Source organism: Pseudomonas fluorescens, from assembly GCF_030344995.1.
Taxonomy (GTDB): Bacteria; Pseudomonadota; Gammaproteobacteria; order Pseudomonadales; family Pseudomonadaceae; genus Aquipseudomonas; species Aquipseudomonas fluorescens_BF.
The window spans coordinates 482,345-497,470 of the sequence record NZ_CP128260.1 but is presented as its reverse complement, the minus strand read 5'-3'; the positions used below and the strand labels follow the sequence as shown (position 1 = coordinate 497,470).

15 protein-coding genes are annotated in these 15,126 nt (G+C 60.0%); 2 read left to right on the top strand and 13 right to left on the bottom strand.

Going from position 1 to position 15,126, the window contains the following annotated elements; genetic code table 11:
- Positions 1-10 precede the first annotated feature (10 nt).
- Complete coding sequence (locus QR290_RS02185) at positions 11-1,171, top strand: AAA family ATPase (protein WP_289204237.1); 1,161 nt, start codon at positions 11-13, stop codon at positions 1,169-1,171.
- Here the strand turns inward: QR290_RS02185 and QR290_RS02180 are convergent.
- The 13 genes from QR290_RS02180 to QR290_RS02120 form a co-directional block, all read right to left on the bottom strand.
- A complete protein-coding gene (locus QR290_RS02180) occupies positions 1,168-2,046 on the bottom strand; it encodes a transporter substrate-binding domain-containing protein (RefSeq protein WP_007952765.1) in 879 nt (292 codons plus the stop codon). The two genes, QR290_RS02185 and QR290_RS02180, sit on opposite strands and share 4 nt — an antisense overlap.
- Entirely contained in the window at positions 2,043-2,840 is a 798-nt protein-coding gene (locus QR290_RS02175) for an amino acid ABC transporter ATP-binding protein (RefSeq protein WP_289204236.1), read from the bottom strand. Before QR290_RS02175 ends, QR290_RS02180 begins: the two co-directional genes overlap by 4 nt.
- A complete protein-coding gene (locus tag QR290_RS02170) occupies positions 2,837-3,496 on the bottom strand; it encodes an amino acid ABC transporter permease (RefSeq protein WP_289204235.1) in 660 nt (219 codons plus the stop codon). The genes QR290_RS02175 and QR290_RS02170 overlap by 4 nt, the downstream gene beginning before the upstream one ends.
- The gene (locus tag QR290_RS02165) at positions 3,477-4,142 is read right to left on the bottom strand and encodes an amino acid ABC transporter permease (protein WP_289204234.1); all 666 of its coding nucleotides are present in this window, start codon (positions 4,140-4,142) and stop codon (positions 3,477-3,479) included. The genes QR290_RS02170 and QR290_RS02165 overlap by 20 nt, the downstream gene beginning before the upstream one ends.
- A 462-nt stretch (positions 4,143-4,604) precedes the next feature.
- Positions 4,605-5,402 (bottom strand): MetQ/NlpA family ABC transporter substrate-binding protein, encoded by a 798-nt coding sequence (locus tag QR290_RS02160; RefSeq protein WP_007952772.1) that lies wholly within the window; start codon positions 5,400-5,402, stop codon positions 4,605-4,607.
- Positions 5,403-5,566: 164 nt separating this feature from the next.
- On the bottom strand, positions 5,567-6,499 hold the full coding sequence (locus tag QR290_RS02155) for a sigma 54-interacting transcriptional regulator (RefSeq protein WP_115076150.1): 933 nt from the start codon (positions 6,497-6,499) through the stop codon (positions 5,567-5,569).
- 56 nt (positions 6,500-6,555) lie between these two features.
- Positions 6,556-7,137, bottom strand: coding sequence for an alpha/beta hydrolase (locus QR290_RS02150; RefSeq protein ID WP_289204233.1), 582 nt, complete (start codon positions 7,135-7,137; stop codon positions 6,556-6,558).
- A 168-nt stretch (positions 7,138-7,305) separates the two neighbouring features.
- On the bottom strand, positions 7,306-7,707 hold the full coding sequence (locus tag QR290_RS02145) for an ExbD/TolR family protein (RefSeq protein ID WP_003220570.1): 402 nt from the start codon (positions 7,705-7,707) through the stop codon (positions 7,306-7,308).
- 1 nt (position 7,708) lies between these two features.
- Entirely contained in the window at positions 7,709-8,434 is a 726-nt protein-coding gene (locus tag QR290_RS02140) for a MotA/TolQ/ExbB proton channel family protein (protein WP_007952775.1), read from the bottom strand.
- Between the two features lie 45 nt (positions 8,435-8,479).
- Positions 8,480-9,292: an energy transducer TonB gene (locus QR290_RS02135; RefSeq protein WP_289204232.1), complete on the bottom strand. Its 813-nt coding sequence runs from the start codon at positions 9,290-9,292 to the stop codon at positions 8,480-8,482.
- A gap of 379 nt (positions 9,293-9,671) precedes the next feature.
- Complete coding sequence (locus QR290_RS02130) at positions 9,672-9,998, bottom strand: hypothetical protein (RefSeq protein ID WP_039764506.1); 327 nt, start codon at positions 9,996-9,998, stop codon at positions 9,672-9,674.
- Between the two features lie 181 nt (positions 9,999-10,179).
- Positions 10,180-11,523 (bottom strand): aryl-sulfate sulfotransferase, encoded by a 1,344-nt coding sequence (locus QR290_RS02125; protein WP_289204231.1) that lies wholly within the window; start codon positions 11,521-11,523, stop codon positions 10,180-10,182.
- Between the two features lie 23 nt (positions 11,524-11,546).
- On the bottom strand, positions 11,547-13,907 hold the full coding sequence (locus QR290_RS02120) for a TonB-dependent receptor (protein WP_289204230.1): 2,361 nt from the start codon (positions 13,905-13,907) through the stop codon (positions 11,547-11,549).
- Between the two features lie 165 nt (positions 13,908-14,072).
- On the opposite strand from QR290_RS02120, the gene QR290_RS02115 reads away from it, so the two are divergent.
- Complete coding sequence (locus QR290_RS02115) at positions 14,073-15,017, top strand: LysR family transcriptional regulator (RefSeq protein ID WP_289204229.1); 945 nt, start codon at positions 14,073-14,075, stop codon at positions 15,015-15,017.
- The last annotated feature ends 109 nt before the right edge of the window (positions 15,018-15,126 follow it).

Sequence of the window (15,126 nt, the reverse complement as noted above, 5' to 3'; positions counted from 1 at the left end):
AAGGATTTTCATGCTCAAGACCCTCGCGGTAGCCAATTACCGCTCGATCAATAAATTGGTTATTCCGCTGGGCCGTCTGAACCTGATCACCGGCCCCAACGGCAGCGGCAAGTCCAACCTGTACCGGGCGCTGCGGCTGCTGGCGGAAACCGCTCAGGGCGGCGTGGTCAATGCGCTGGCCCGTGAGGGCGGGCTCGACTCGACCTTCTGGGCCGGGCCGGAAACCATCAGCCGGCGCATGCGCAACGGCGAGGTGCCGATCCAGTCCACCGTACGCCAGGGTGTGAAACGCTTACGGCTGGGATTTGCCGGGGAAGATTTCAGCTATTCGATCGCTCTGGGATTGCCGGAGCCGAGCCTTTCGTTCTTTTCCCTCGACCCGGAAATCAAAAAGGAATGCATCTGGGCCGGGCCGCTTTATCGTCCGGCGAGTTTGCTGGTGGATCGCGACGGGCGGATGATCCGCACGCGTGAGGGTCGCAGCTGGGACGTGCTGGCCCAGCACACGCCGAACTTCGACAGCCTGTTCGATCAGGTCGGCAGCCTGCGCACCTCGCCGGAAGTGTTCCAGATGCGCGAATTCATCCGCCGCTGGCGCTTCTACGATCACTTTCGCAGCGACGCCGACGCCCCGGTGCGCCAGCCGCAACTGGGCACGCGCACGCCGGTGCTGCATCACGACGGCCGCGATCTGGCGGCAGCGTTGCAGACCATCCGCGAGATCGGCGATCCCGAGGCGTTGCAGGCCGCGATCAGCGATGCGTTTCCCGGCGCACGGCTGAACATCGCGCCTCTGGCGGGCGGACGCTTCGCCATCGAGTTCTTTCAGGAAGGATTGCTGCGGCCGTTGTCGGCGGCGGAACTGTCGGATGGCACGTTGCGTTATCTGCTGCTGGTCGCCGCGCTGCTGACGCCACGCCCGCCGTCGCTGATGGTGCTGAACGAACCGGAAACCAGTCTGCATCCGGATCTGCTGCCGGCGCTGGCGCGCTTGATTATCCGCGTGTCGGAGCAGTGTCAGGTGTGGGTGGTGTCCCATGCCCGGCGGTTGATTTCGGCGTTGCAGCAAGATCCGGAATGCAATTGCATCGTGCTGGAAAAAACCCTCGGCCAGACGGGGATCGTCGGACAGAGGGTTCTGGATGAGCCGGCGTGGAATTGGCCTGATTAACCCTGCCACTTCCCGCCTTCAACAATCACGCTCTCAGGCTTGGTGTCATCGCTCAGCTCTTTACGCACATATTGGTCATACAGCTTGAGCAGATATTTCTCTTCCCCAAGCTTGGCCAGCTCAGTATTCACCCAGTCGCGCAATTCGATATTGCCCTTCTTCACCGCCGGCGCAATCGGTGCTTCGGCGCCGAGTTTTTCGTCCAGCACGCGGTAGCCCGGGTTTTGCTTGGCCCAGCTGAACAGCACCAGATTGTCCTGCGCGTAGGCATCGCCACGGCCGTTGGCCAGGGCTTGCAGGGACTCGGAGTTTTTCTCGAACTTCAGCAGTTTCCAGTCCGGGTGGTTCTTGGTCAGCCAGATATCGGCGGTAGTGCCGGTGGTGACGATGGTGGTGCGGGTCGCCAGATCATCCAGTTTCTTCACTTCGCTGCCCTGAGGTACCAGCGCCTGCACCGCGACCTTGAGGTTCGGGTTGGTGAATTCCACCGCTTCCTTGCGCTCCGGAGTCACGGTCATGTTGGCGAGGATCAGGTCGACCTTGTCGCTTTGCAGGAACGGAATACGGCTCGCCGGTTCCACAGCCACGAACTCGACCTTGTTTTCGTCGCCCAACAGATCCTTGGCGAATTGACGGCCGATGTCGGTATCGAAGCCGACGTAGCGCCCCGCTTCGTTGACGAAACCGAACGGCGGCTTGTCGGTGAACACGCCGACGATCAGTTTGTCGCGGGCCTTGATCTTGTCCAGGTAACCGGCCGGCGCGGTGCTTTCGCTGGCGACTTTCGGCTTGGCCGGTTCTTCGGTCTTGTTGCAGCCGGCCAGCAGCGCGAGGCTGATCAGCGGTAAAGCAAATAGGGCTTTGGCAGTTTTCATGGCAGTTCCAGTTCCTTGGTTTGAGGCGTTGTGGGCGAAGTCGTTGAAGTCAGCGCTTCGACGTAGGAGAACTTCTCCAGGAACTGCTGCGCGCGTGCGGTTTGCGGGTTCGTAAAGAAAAGCTCGGGCGGGTTCTGTTCAAGGATGCGCCCGGCATCCATGAACACGATGCGATCGGCCACCGCGCGGGCGAAGGCCATTTCGTGGGTGACGATCAACAGGGTCATGCCTTCACGGGCCAGGCCCTGAATCACTTCCAGCACTTCCTTGACCATCTCCGGATCAAGGGCGGCGGTGACTTCGTCGAAGAGCATGACTCGCGGGTTCATGCACAACGAGCGGACGATGGCGATGCGTTGCTGCTGGCCGCCGGAGAGCTGGCGCGGAAAGGCATCGCGCTTGTCCGACAGGCCCACGCGTTCGAGCAACGCTTCGGCCTGTTGCTGTGCTTCGCGGCGTTCGCGCTTCTGCACCTTGAGCGGGCCGAGCAGCAAATTGTCGAGCACGCTCATGTGCGGAAAAAGGTGATAACTCTGGAACACCATGCCGATCTGCTGGCGCACTTCACGCCAGTCGGTGGCTTTGTCCAGCAATTCACGGCCGGCGAATTTCAGGTGACCGCTGTGGGCAGTTTCCAGACCGTTGAGGCAGCGCAGCAAGGTGCTTTTGCCGCAACCGCTGGGCCCGAGGATGACAATGACTTCGCCGGACTTCACCTGCAGGTCGATGCCCTTGAGCACCTGCTGTTCGCCGAAGAATTTGTTGAAGCCCTGAAACTCGATCAATGCGCTCATGCTTGCGTCCAGCGCCGCTCCAGCACGCGCGAGGCGGCCGACAGCGGGTAGCAGATGAAAAAGAAAAACAGAAACAGCGCGCCGTAGATCAGCACCGATTCGTAGGTCCGTTCGATGATCTGCTGGCCGACCTTGATCACATCGACGACACCGATCAGCACCGCCAGCGAGCTGGTCTTGATGATCCGCGTGTAGACGTTGATGGTCGGCGGCGTCATGCGCCTCAGCGCCTGGGGCAGCAGCACGTAACCGTAGAGCTGCGCCGCGTTCAGACCGATCGACAGCCCCGCCTCACGCTGCCCGCGCGGCAACGAATACAACGCACCGCGCGCCACTTCGCCAACCTCGCTGACGCCCCACAGCGACAGCACCAGCACCGCACACCAGAAGCTCGGCAGGCTCAGGCCGAAGAAAATCGGCAGGCCGAAAAACAGCAGGTACAACCAGACCAGCACCGGGATTGCCCGGAACAGCTCCAGATAGATTCGCAGCAGCGCGTTCAGCCACCTCACGTTGAGCGTGCGCAGCACGCCGTAGAGCACGCCGCCGACAGTACTGATGGCGATGCTCAGAAACGAGATCGACAGAGTTTGCCCGGCGCCTTTTGCCAGTTGCGGCAACGACACCCAGAGCAGTTCAAGACCCGAACTGGCCATGCTGGAGCCTCCTTTCCAGACGGCTCAACAGCAGCGACAGCGGCAGGAACAGCAGCACGCAGATCAGCGTCAGCACGGCGAGCATTTCGTAGGTTTTGTAATAGAGCGCGATGTAGCTCTTGGTGGTGTAGAGAATTTCCGGCACCGCCACGGCCGAGACCACGGTGGTCTCCTTGAGCAGGAAAATGAAATTGGCGAACAGCGACGGCAGACTGAGGATTCCCGCCTGCGGCAGGATCACGTAGCGCAGCAACTGGCCGTGGGACAGGCCAATCGAACGGCCCGATTCAAGCTGCGCCTGAGGCACCGCATCGACGCCGGCGCGCAGCACTTCGGTGAGGTAGGCGCCGCCGAGGAAAGTCATGGTGATGATCGCGGCGCTGAATCCGGAGACCTTGATCCCCAGTGTCGGCAACGCGAAATAGACGAAGAACAGCTGGATCAGCAGCGGCGTGTTGCGCGCCAGCTCCACATACAGCCCGACCAGTTTTTGCAGGTAAGGTGTGCGGAACACCAGAATCGTCGCGTTCAGCAGCGCTACCAGCAGCGAGGTGCCAATGGCGATCAAACCGACCTGCAGCGTCACGCCCACAGCCTGGAGAAACGCCGGAAGGGTGCTGAGGATAAATGCGTAATCGAAGGTCATGAAACATCCTGACGCCGCTCGGTAAGCGACGGTGGTGCAGTCCATGGACAGCGGGTAACTGTCCAGCAGGCACCGACTTTAAAGGTATAAGAAAAAGAATTTAAATACCGTTAAAACATATTGATATCACGCAAAAAACTATCCTGCGGGTTTGCCCCGACAGAATAAGAAGGCTATTTTTCCTTTCGCTGTAGGACGGATCTTTTTTTCATATAAGCCCTCCAAGGACGAACAGCCTTTGGCCAGACTCCCCCGGCCAACCCCATAACAAGGAAGAGAACATGGACGTAAAAGTGCCGCAGCGACCGGACCCGCAGGATTTCGTGAAATGGCTGGTGGCTTTGCGCAGGGCGCTGAAAACCAGCGCTGCCTGAGTTATCCACACGCAAGAAAAAACGCCGATGACCATCACTTGTCATCGGCGTTTTTTTCAACCTTGAAGGGGGTTGTTGCTGCGTCGGATCAGAACGCCGGCAGTACCGCGCCGTTGTATTTCTTCTCGATGAACGCTTTGACTTCAGGGCTGGTCAGGGCAGCGGCCAGTTTCTTGATGGCGTCGCTGTTCTTGTTGTCTTCACGGGCGACCAGGAAGTTCACGTAAGGCGAATCCGCGCCTTCGATCACCAGGGCGTCCTTGGTCGGGTTCAACTTGGCTTCCAGCGCGTAGTTGGTGTTGATCATGTCCAGATCGACTTCTTTCAGAACACGCGGCAGCAGGGCCGACTCCAGTTCCTTGAACTTGAAGTTGTGCGGGTTCTTGGCGATGTCTTTTGGCGTGGCCAGGGCGTTCTTCGGATCTTTCAGTTCGATCAGGCCGGCCTTCTGCAGCAGGATCAGTGCGCGACCGCTGTTGCTGCCTTCGTTCGGAATGGCGATGGTGGCGCCGTCCGGCAGTTCGGCCAGGGTCTTGTACTTGCTCGAGTAGCCACCGAACGGTTCAACGTGAACGCCTTGCACAGTCACCAGGTACTTGGCCTTGTCGTCCTTGTATTTGCCCTGGTTGAAGCTGTTCAGGTACGGCAGGGTCTGGAAGTAGTTGGCGTCCAGACGCTTCTCGCCCACCTGTACGTTCGGCTGAACGTAGTCGGTGAAGACCTTGATTTCCAGATCCACGCCTTCTTTGGCGAGGGTTGGCTTGATCAGTTCGAGGATCTCAGCGTGTGGAACCGGCGTCGCGGCAACCACCAGTTTCTCGCCGGCCTGGGCCAGGGAAGCAGTCAGAGCAGCCGCCAATGCGGTAAACAACAGAACCTTTTTCATGCAGTGTCCTTATCGAAAATCGGTCGTCATCGACGACGGCATTAATACGTGTGCCAGCGATGTGCTACTGCTGGCGTGAAGCGGACAATACCGGGATTTTTTATTCCCGGACAATAACGTTTATTCAGCTTCATATTCCATTTTGTTCATGTTGAACAAAATGGTTATAACGCCTCGCTCAGGCTCAACAGCAATTCTTTCAATGCCTTACGTTCGCCGGCAGTGCCGTTGAGGCTCACACTCGCCACCTGACGTTCGATCTGAACCAGCGGCCCAGACACCTCGGGCAGGTTCAGGTGCTCCGGCAGGATTTCGTCGCCGGTGCTCACCAGCAGCGCAAAATGAATGACGTTTTCCAGCTCCCGGGTGTTGCCCGGCCAGCTGTGCTGCTCCAGCACCTGCTGCGCCGCTTCGCTGATCAGCGGCACCGGCAGATCGAGGCGCTGGCTGTAGATGCCGAGGAAGTACTCGGCCAACGACAGAATGTCGCCGACCCGCGCGCGTAATGCCGGCAGTTCCAGATGCCCTTCACTGAGATAGTGATAAAGCCGCTCGTGGAACTTCCCCGCCGCCACCGCTTGCGCCAGATCGATGCTGGTCGCAGCGACCAGCCGCACGTCCACCGGGCTCGGTTGATGCGCACCGACCCGGGTGACTTCGTGGTTCTCCAGCGCGGAAAGCAACTTGATCTGGATCGGCAGCGGCAGGTCGCCGATCTCGTCCAGGTACAAAGTGCCGCCGTTGGCCGAACCGAACCAGCCCGCGCGACTGCTGGCCGATCCGCTGTAGCTGCCGGCGGCATAGCCAAACAATTCGGCATCGGCGTAGGTCGGGCTGATCGCCCCGCAATTGACCGAGACAAACAGCCCGCTGCGATCACTGGCACGGTGGATGTGGCGAGCAAGCAATTCCTTGCCGGTGCCGGTCTCGCCGCGAATCAACACCGAGATCGAGCGCGGTGCGAGCTGGGCCATTTCTTCGCGCAACTGGCGCGAGCGTGGATCGACGAACACCAGCGCCTTGGCGCGAATGCTCAGGGGACTTTTTTCCGCATCGGGAAAGGTCAGCAACGGCTGACCGAAGGTTTCAAAACTCATGGCAGACTCCCGCCCCAAATCGCCGGGAGACGGGGGCGTTGAAAAAATAAAAGTGGTCAGGCACGGCGCCGGGCGTGGTGTTCCATGCGGTTTTGCAAGCGATACAGATAAGCGAATCCCTGCTCCCAGCGTTGATGCCCGGACTTCACGTTGATATGTCCGGCACCTGCGAGAATCCCCGCCTCGGCGCCCCAGTTGCGCGCCAGTTCCAACGCACGCGGCGCACTGACGGCGGCGTCGTTGTCGGAACTGACGACCTGGCTCGGGAACGGCAGCAGATCGGTGGGAATCGGTGCAAAGTTGCGCAGTGCCGGCACGCAGGCCGGACGCTCCACATCCGCCGGTGCGACCAGCAGCGCACCGCGTACCTGACGCAGGTGCTGCAATGGTGCGGTGGCTGCCCAGTGCGCCACGGTGATGCAACCCAGGCTGTGAGCGATCAGGATCACCGGCGTAATGTCGGCGGCAATCGCTTCGGCCAGCGCCGCGACCCAGTCTTCACGACGCGGCGTCAGCCAGTCGGCCTGCTCCACCCGCGCGCTGTTCGGCAGGCTGTTCTGCCAGTGGCTTTGCCAATGATCTTCTGGCGATCCTTGCCAGCCCGGCACAATCAGATAGCGGATTGATTCGTTGCGCATGGGGGAGCTCTCCTGCGTCGTGTCTGTTCCTGGTCGAGTATAGGGACGGGATTTATATTCGTTAAGGAATAAGAAGCTATTTATTAAGACCTGAAAAGAATATTAAGTTTCAGACAAAAAAGGGGCCGCACCCTGCCAAGGAGACGGCCCCGGAAAAACGTGAAACCCTTATCGTGCAGTGATCACCGACAGTTTGGTGATGCCCGCCCGCTCAATCGAAGCCATGGCTCGCGCCACTTCGCCGTAATTCACCCCGTCGTCCGCCTGTAATTGCACGCGCACTTCCGGGTCCTTGGCCTTGGCCGACTTGAGGTTGAACTCCAGCAGGTCCGGCTGGATTTCGTCCTTGTTGATAAACAGTTTTCCAGCACCGTCGATACTCACCACCAACGGGTCTTTCTGCTCGACCGGCGCCACCGCTTCGGTCTTCGGCAGGTTGATCGGTATCGCGTTGGTCAACAGCGGCGCGGTGACGATGAACACCACCAGCAGCACCAGCATCACGTCCACCAGCGGCGTCACGTTGATCTCGCTCAGCACCTCGTCGCTGTCTTGCGTGGAGAAGGCCATATCAGGACGCCTCCTTCACTTTTGTTGCGTTGCCCTGGGCCGCTGCCTTGTGCGCGGTCGGGTGGATCAGCACGCGGAACGAACTCTTTTGCGCCAGGCTGTAGAAGTCGTGGGCAAAGTCGTCCAGGTCCGCCGCCGTCAGTTTCAGACGACGCAAAAAGTAGTTGTAAACCAGCACCGCCGGCACCGCGACCGCGATCCCCACACCAGTGGCGACCAGCGCTGCACCGATGGGTCCTGCGACCGTTTCCAGGCTCGCCGAACCCGCCGCGCTGATGCCTTTCAACGCTTCCATGATTCCCCACACCGTGCCGAACAGACCAATGAACGGCGAAGTGCTGCCAATACTCGCGACCACCGCCAGACCGGTTTCCAGCGAACGGCGCTCGCGGACGATCTGCTGGCGCAAGGCACGTTCGAGGCGATCCTGATGGTTGATCGCCTGGCTCAGGTCATTGGCCTGCGGCGCCTCGCCCACTTGTATCGCCGCATAACCGGCCTGTGCCACCCGCGCTGCCGCGCCGGGCTGGGTTTCGCTCAACTCGGCGGCGGAGTCCAGACTCGACGCCGCCCAGAAGCGCTTGTGAAATTTGCGGTCCTGCGCCTTCAACCGGCCGAACTGCAGCGCCTTGAGCAATGCCAGGCCCCAGGTGGCGACAGAGAAGACCACCAGCAGCCAGATCACCGCGCTTTCGATGGATTCCAGTGGAGATGCCAGTAACGTCATGATGTGTTCCCTCGTGTAAACATTTCGCGCGAAATTGGTTTCGGTTTAATGAATCTTGAAATCGATGGGTACGCTGACCCAGCCGTCCTGGGCGACATCACCCTGCTTGGCCGGCACGAAGCTCCAGCGCTTCACGGCGTCCAGCGCCGCGTCGTCGAGCTGTTGCCGGCCACTGCTTTTCTGAATCTGGATCTCGCCCGGTTTGCCGCTGGCCAACACGTGCACCCGCAGCAACACCGTGCCTTCCCAACCGCGACGCTGGGCCAGCGACGGATACTCCGGCGCCGGGTTTTTCAGGTACGCGGCGTTGGCCGAGGCCGGCGTCACCGGAGCAGGTGCCGGTGGTGCAGGTGGCGCGGGCGCGGCGACCGGAGCAGCCGGTTGTGGCGGAGCCGGTGGTTGCTCGACCGCTTTTGGCGCTGGTTTCGGTACCGGTTTGGCGACCGGCTTCGGTTTAGGGATCGGCTTCGGTTTCGGCGGTGGCTTGGTTGCCAATTCGTCTTCAACCGGCGGCGGCGGCTCGACCACGGGTGCCGGTGGCGGCGGTACAACCACAGGCGGTGCCGGGGGTGCCGGACGCGAAAACTCGATGGTCATCGGTGGAATTTCCGGCGGCACGATCGGTAGCGCCGGCGTCGGATGCTGGTTGATCCAGTAGATCACCGCGCCATGCACCACCAGCGCCAGAACGCCGAGCAGAATCGTTTCGCGGCGGCTCAGAATGCCACTGGGCACGCGCTGCAAACGCAACTGCCCCAACGGCACGCGATGGGGCCGGCCGAGATCGACCAACTCGCCGCTCGGCGCCTGGCGCCACAGCACCTCCTGTGCACTGGCGGCGGTCTGGACATTGCCCATTGATTTACTCCCTGCGGTCTCTTTGCGTTTTTTCGCGTAGCCGATTCGCCGCTTGTTGAATCCCCCACGGCGTGATCGATGGGTCAATCATTGGGCTAGACGCTTATCTCCGAAAGTAATCTTTCATGTTATGAATAGACGTTTATGGAATATATAAGACGGTCATTTCCGCCAGAGCCACGGCCCGCAAGGCTTCCAGCGATTCGCCACAATCGACATGCTTTCCCGGCATAAAAAGTATTCATCCAAGGCATCGGGTTATCGGTGACCCGGGATTCAATGACAACTAATACCAAGGTGATAGTTGACGAACTTTTTAAAAGACAAATAAAAAGGCCGATGCATATTTAATGCATCGGCCTTCGACTTACAGAATTTCTTATTGCTTCAGAAACTCACCACCCAGGTTCACAACTTCACCATCGAAGTTCACGCGCGAGCCGGTAGCCCGGAGTTTCGCGTAGTTGTGATCAGGCGAAAACAGCGTCCAGGTCTGATATCCACTATTTCCGTTCTGAGCCAGCACCGCGATTGTGGTCGGGTTGCCGGTACTGTTCTGGAAGTGGTAGTTCCCGTAACGGATGTCGTAGTTCACGCCACCCTGGCTGAGGGTGCCGCTGAAGCTGCCATTGGAATCATTACCGTCGGTGATAACCAGCTTGGCGCCAGAGTTGGCATTTACATAAGTGCCATTAATGCTCGACATAACGAGATTTCCTTTATCGTTGGATAAGTGTCTTCCGATGAGAGCAAGTTTCCTCCTGGAAACTCACGACACTCAGGATGGTTGGACATTCATTTATTGTCCACGCGACTTTTCAACGAAATTGCTATATGCACTATTCAAGTCGTTCATAACTTATTTCGATTATGAACAGCCCTGATAACTAACGACTGGCATTGGTTTGCTGCACACCGATGGCCGGCGCAATCACTGCCGTCTCCGAACGCGGCGTACCTGCCGGCACCCAGTCATAACTCACAGGAAGAGCCCGATAGACCCAGTTGCTGATCGCGTCGCCGCCCGGCGCCTTGCCCAGATAAGGGCTGACGTATTCCCAGACATTTTCACCACTGGCCGTCACCTGGAAAAACCGCCCGTTCATGCCTTCATCGATCAGCGTGTTGCCGTTGGGCAAGCGCCGCGCGCTGCTGATGAACGAGCTGTAGAACGCCCACCCCGGCTGCTTTGAATTCGCCGCGCTGTACTGCCAGACGATTTCATTTTTCACCGGGTCGATCTCCAGCACTCGCGAACCGGAAATCAGCCCCAGCGTGACGTTCGGGTAACCCGCCGAACCCTGGTTGTCGAACACCAGCAGATTGCCGGCGCCAGGCAACCCGGCCGGGATGATGTGCGCGTCATGCTGGCCGACGAACTGGTCCGCCGGGCGCGGGATTTTCTGCGCGGTTTTCGGATTGGCCAACGGCAGATTCGGCCCCAGGCGCCAGACCACCTTGCCGCTGTGCTTGTCGATGATCGCGATGAAGTTGGCGTTGCGCGAATCGATCAGCAGGTTGTCCGGATTGAAGCGCTTGTCGCCGGCATCGAACCACTTGTTCGGCCCCACCAGGCTGAGGTTGTTGATGTGCAGGTAATCCGGATTTTCACTGGTGCGAACCAGCTTAAACTGCTCGGCGGTGAAGCCAAACTCATTCAAATGATCCGACGCCAGCCACTGCCATTTCACCTCGCCGGCGGGGCTGACTTCGTAGATCGCATCGTCGATGACCTCGGGCACTTTGAAGCCTTTGACCTTGTGCACCTTGTTCGCCAGCACCACGGTGTTGCCGTTGCTCAGGCGACGCTGATCGTGATGCTGCTGCGCAGCGCCACCGGGGGCCTTGTCGCCCCACTGCCAGACGACTTTGCCATTCCAGTCCAGCTCGCCGACGCTCTGATTGCCGAGGCCGTTGCCGGCGGAACCGAGCTTGCCCGGATCCTTTTCGCTCAGTTGCAGCAACACATGGCCGCGCTCGCCACCGACCAGTTGCGGGTCGATGATCGCCGACGGGAAACCCGACTGCGGCCAGTTCTTGACCTCGTTGCCGTTCATGTCGATCAGGTGCGTCTGCTTGTCGGCACCGCTGAAGATCACATATTGATTGAAGGCCTTGGCCGGGTCGTAACGAGTGACGCCGGTGGGGTAGACGCTGGGCGCGGCGAGCGCCCCGGCACTGAGCACTGCGCCGGACAACAACACCGGTAAAGCGGTTTTGATGCGCAACATGATGCAGCTCCTTGAAGGATCGATCAGAAGTCGTAGCGACCGGTGACGCCGAGGGTGCGCGGCGTACCGAGCAGGCCTTCATAGCCGCCGTTGCCGCCGGTCCACAGGGTCGTGTAATAGGTTTTGTCGAAGGCGTTTTTCAGCCACAGCGAGACGTCCCACTGACCCTGATTGAAATCGCCGCGCAGGCCGGTGGAAAGATTGACTACCGCGTAACTCGGGATCTGGCCGTAGTCGGAATCTTCCACCGTGCCGACCGCTTTGGAGCGGAACGCATAGCTGCCGGTGACGTAAGGTTGCAGACCGTTATCCAGATTCCATTCGTACTTGCCGTTGGCGTTGCCGATCCATTTCGAGGCGCCGACCACCTGATGACCGCTGAGGTCGCAAGAGGCCGGAGCACCCGGTGCCTGGCTGACCTCTGGCGGGCACGGCGCGTCCTTGTACGAGAGGTAACTGACGTCGTTGTAGGAGCCGTTGAAGTTCAGCGTCAGGCCGCGCAACGGGATCACGGTGCTTTCGAACTCCACACCGCGCGAGCGTACCGAACCGGCGTTGGTCAGATATTGCACGCGGTTGACGTCGTCGTAGGCGTTGGTCTGGTAGGCGTTGACCTGAGTCCAGAACACGTTGGCGTTGAGCTGCAAACGCCGATCCCACAGCGTGCTCTTGAAGCCGAGTTCGGCGTTGTTGGCGCGCTCGGTGCCGATCAGCAGCGAGTCGGCGCCGGCAGTGGGTGCCGAGCCCACCGCGAGATTGACCCCGCCGGATTTCTCGCCATGGGAAAGTGTGGCGTAGCCGAGCAAATCATCGCTGAAGCGATAGCTGAGATTGAGCAGGCCCGACGGGCTGGAGCTGTACTGATTGAGATCGCCGGAATCGTAGGCACCGACACGACCGCGGCGCGCCGTGGCGGCAGCGCCGGTCACGGCTGCACCGCCAACTGGCGCGTTTCGGGTGACATAGGCGTTCTTTTCTTCGTAGGTACCACGCACCCCGGCGGTGAAGTCCAGACGTTCGCTGAGGTGCCAGGTGCCTTGGGCGAACAATGCAAAGCTGTCGGTTTTGATGTGGCCGTTGCCGACGCTGTCCACATTAGCCAGCGCACCCCGTGGCGTGCCATTCCAGATGTCGGCCTGCGGGCCGTAATTGAGGAAGGATTTGTTGTCCAGATCCGAGCCGAAGTAGTAGGCGCCCAGCACGTAATCAAAGAACTCACCCTTGGGCGAAGCCAGGCGAAATTCCTGGGAATACTGTTTGTCTTCCACCGAAACCCCGGCGTTGTAGCTCGCCGGCACGTTGAGCCCGTCGTCGTTGCGTGGAGTGAAATTCCAGAAGCGGTAGGAGCTGACCGAGGTCAGAGTGAAGTCGCTCGGCAACGTCCAGTTGGCCTCCACCGACGTGCCGCCCTGATGCACGGTGACGTGCTGGTCGTTGTCCAGATTGACCTTGCGGTGCGAGCCGTTGACCAGCGTCGCGCCGGCCGCGGCGGCGCGGGCCGAGTAGAGATTGACGCCGTTGATGGTCGGCCCGGTGTTGTACAGCACGCGGGTGCCGGCGCTGGAATCCTCTTCGTTGTAGTCACCGATCCAGCGCAGATTGAAGTTTTCGTTGGGCTTGAACAGCAACTGCGCACGGAAGCCGTCGCGGGATCCGCCGTTCAGATCATGGCCGTTGAATTCGTTCTTGATGTCGCCGTCGCTGCGGGTGCGATAGGCCGACAAACGCCCGGCCAGCACATCGTTGAGCGGCCCGGAAATCGTGCCCTTGGTCTGGAAATAACCGTCCTCGCCGACCGAGGTTTCGATGCTGCGCTCCGGGGTAAAACTCGGTGCGCGAGTGCTGATGTTGATCACCCCGGCGGTGGTGTTTTTGCCGAACAACGTCCCTTGCGGCCCGCGCAGGACTTCCAGCTGCTCAATGTCCATCAGATCGAACACCGCCATCCCCGGACGGCCCAGATAAACGTTGTCGATGTACAGGCCGACGCTGCCTTCAAGGCCATCGCTGGCCGGGTTGTTGCCCAGGCCCCGGATCGACACGCTGGACTGGCGCGCATGCATATAGGCGACGTTGACGCTGGGCACCAGTTGCTGCAGATCCTGAATCCGGTAGACCCGCTGCGTCTCCAGAGTCGTGCCGCTGACCACGCTCATCGGCGTCGGCACATCCTGAGAACTTTCCTCGCGACGGCGGGTGGTGACGGTCACGGTTTCCAGTTGCGAAGTAGCGGTCGCGGTCTTGTCTGCCGGTGTCGACACAGGGGTTTCCGTTTCAGCGGCGTAGCCGTGGGTCCAGCTGGCACTCCCCGCCAGCAACAGGGCCAGAGGCAGACGTTTGAGCCGTCGTGGCGGCGGCGGTGAAGCAAGGTTCAACGGTCTCATGGGGCTGCTCCTGGTCAAAAAACACGCAGACATCTTCCGTGCCGCATATTCTTTTAAGTTATTTATTTATGTTTTTACAAAGATTTACTGCATAAGAGATTGCCTTTATAAGGAGTCGACCTAATGCATATCCAATGCATTTCCCGGATATTTTTTATGTGAAAAATGCATATCGACTTGCGCCAACTCAGACACTTCATCGCACTTGCCGAACAACGCAGCTTTGTCGCGGGCGCGCAGGCGGTGAACCTGTCCCAGTCGGCGTTCAGCCGCAGCATTCAGGCGCTGGAGCACAGCGTTGGTTGCCAGCTGGTGGATCGCGGGCGCAAGGAATTGCCGCCGACCAAACAGGGCCAGGTGCTGCTTGAACACGCGCGGCGGCTGGTCAGCGGGGCGCAGCAGATGGCCAACGAGATCAGCCAGTTCAACGGGCTGGAGGCGGGGGAATTGCGCTTCGGTTGCGGCCCGGCACCGGCGGCGGGATTGATCCCGCGAGCGATCGGCAGCTTCATCGGCCGCTATCCGAAAGCGCGGGTGCATTACCAGGTCGATGACTGGCAGAGCCTGAGCAAAAGACTCCTTAGCGAGGAGTTCGAATTCTTCGTCGCCGACACCCGCCACTTCGAGGCGGACCCGGATTATCTGACCCATCGTTTGCGGCCACGCAAATGGCATTTCTGCTGTCGCGCAGGGCATCCGCTGGCCGCATCGGATCGGGTCACGGCCGAGCAATTGATGAGTTATCCACTGGCCATGAGCATTCGTCCGCCGAACCTGCGCAAGGTCATCGTCGACCTCAGTGGCCGCCCGGATTTCGTCCCGAATGTGGAGTGCGAGAACAGCGCCAGCCTGCTCGGCGTGGTGTTGCGTTCGGATGCGATCGGCATCGTTGGCGCCTATTCGGATGCACTGCATCAGGCCCGTGGTGAGCTGGTGTGCTTGAAGGTCGAAGGGTTGGCGGATGATCTGGAGGAGCTTTACACCCGTTACGGAATTGTCAGCCGCGCCGGGTATCGGTTGTCGCCGTTGGCTGAGGCGATGATCGAGCAGATCAAGGCGATCGATGCGGTGGATGAGGAAGTGTGTTCACTGGACAATTTTGCCGTCTGACGCACCGCCTTCGCGAGCAAGCCCGCTCCCACATTTGGAACGCGTACTCCTGTGGGAGCAGGCTTGCTCGCGAAGAGGCCTGTACAGGCGCCGATGCATTTCTTGCATG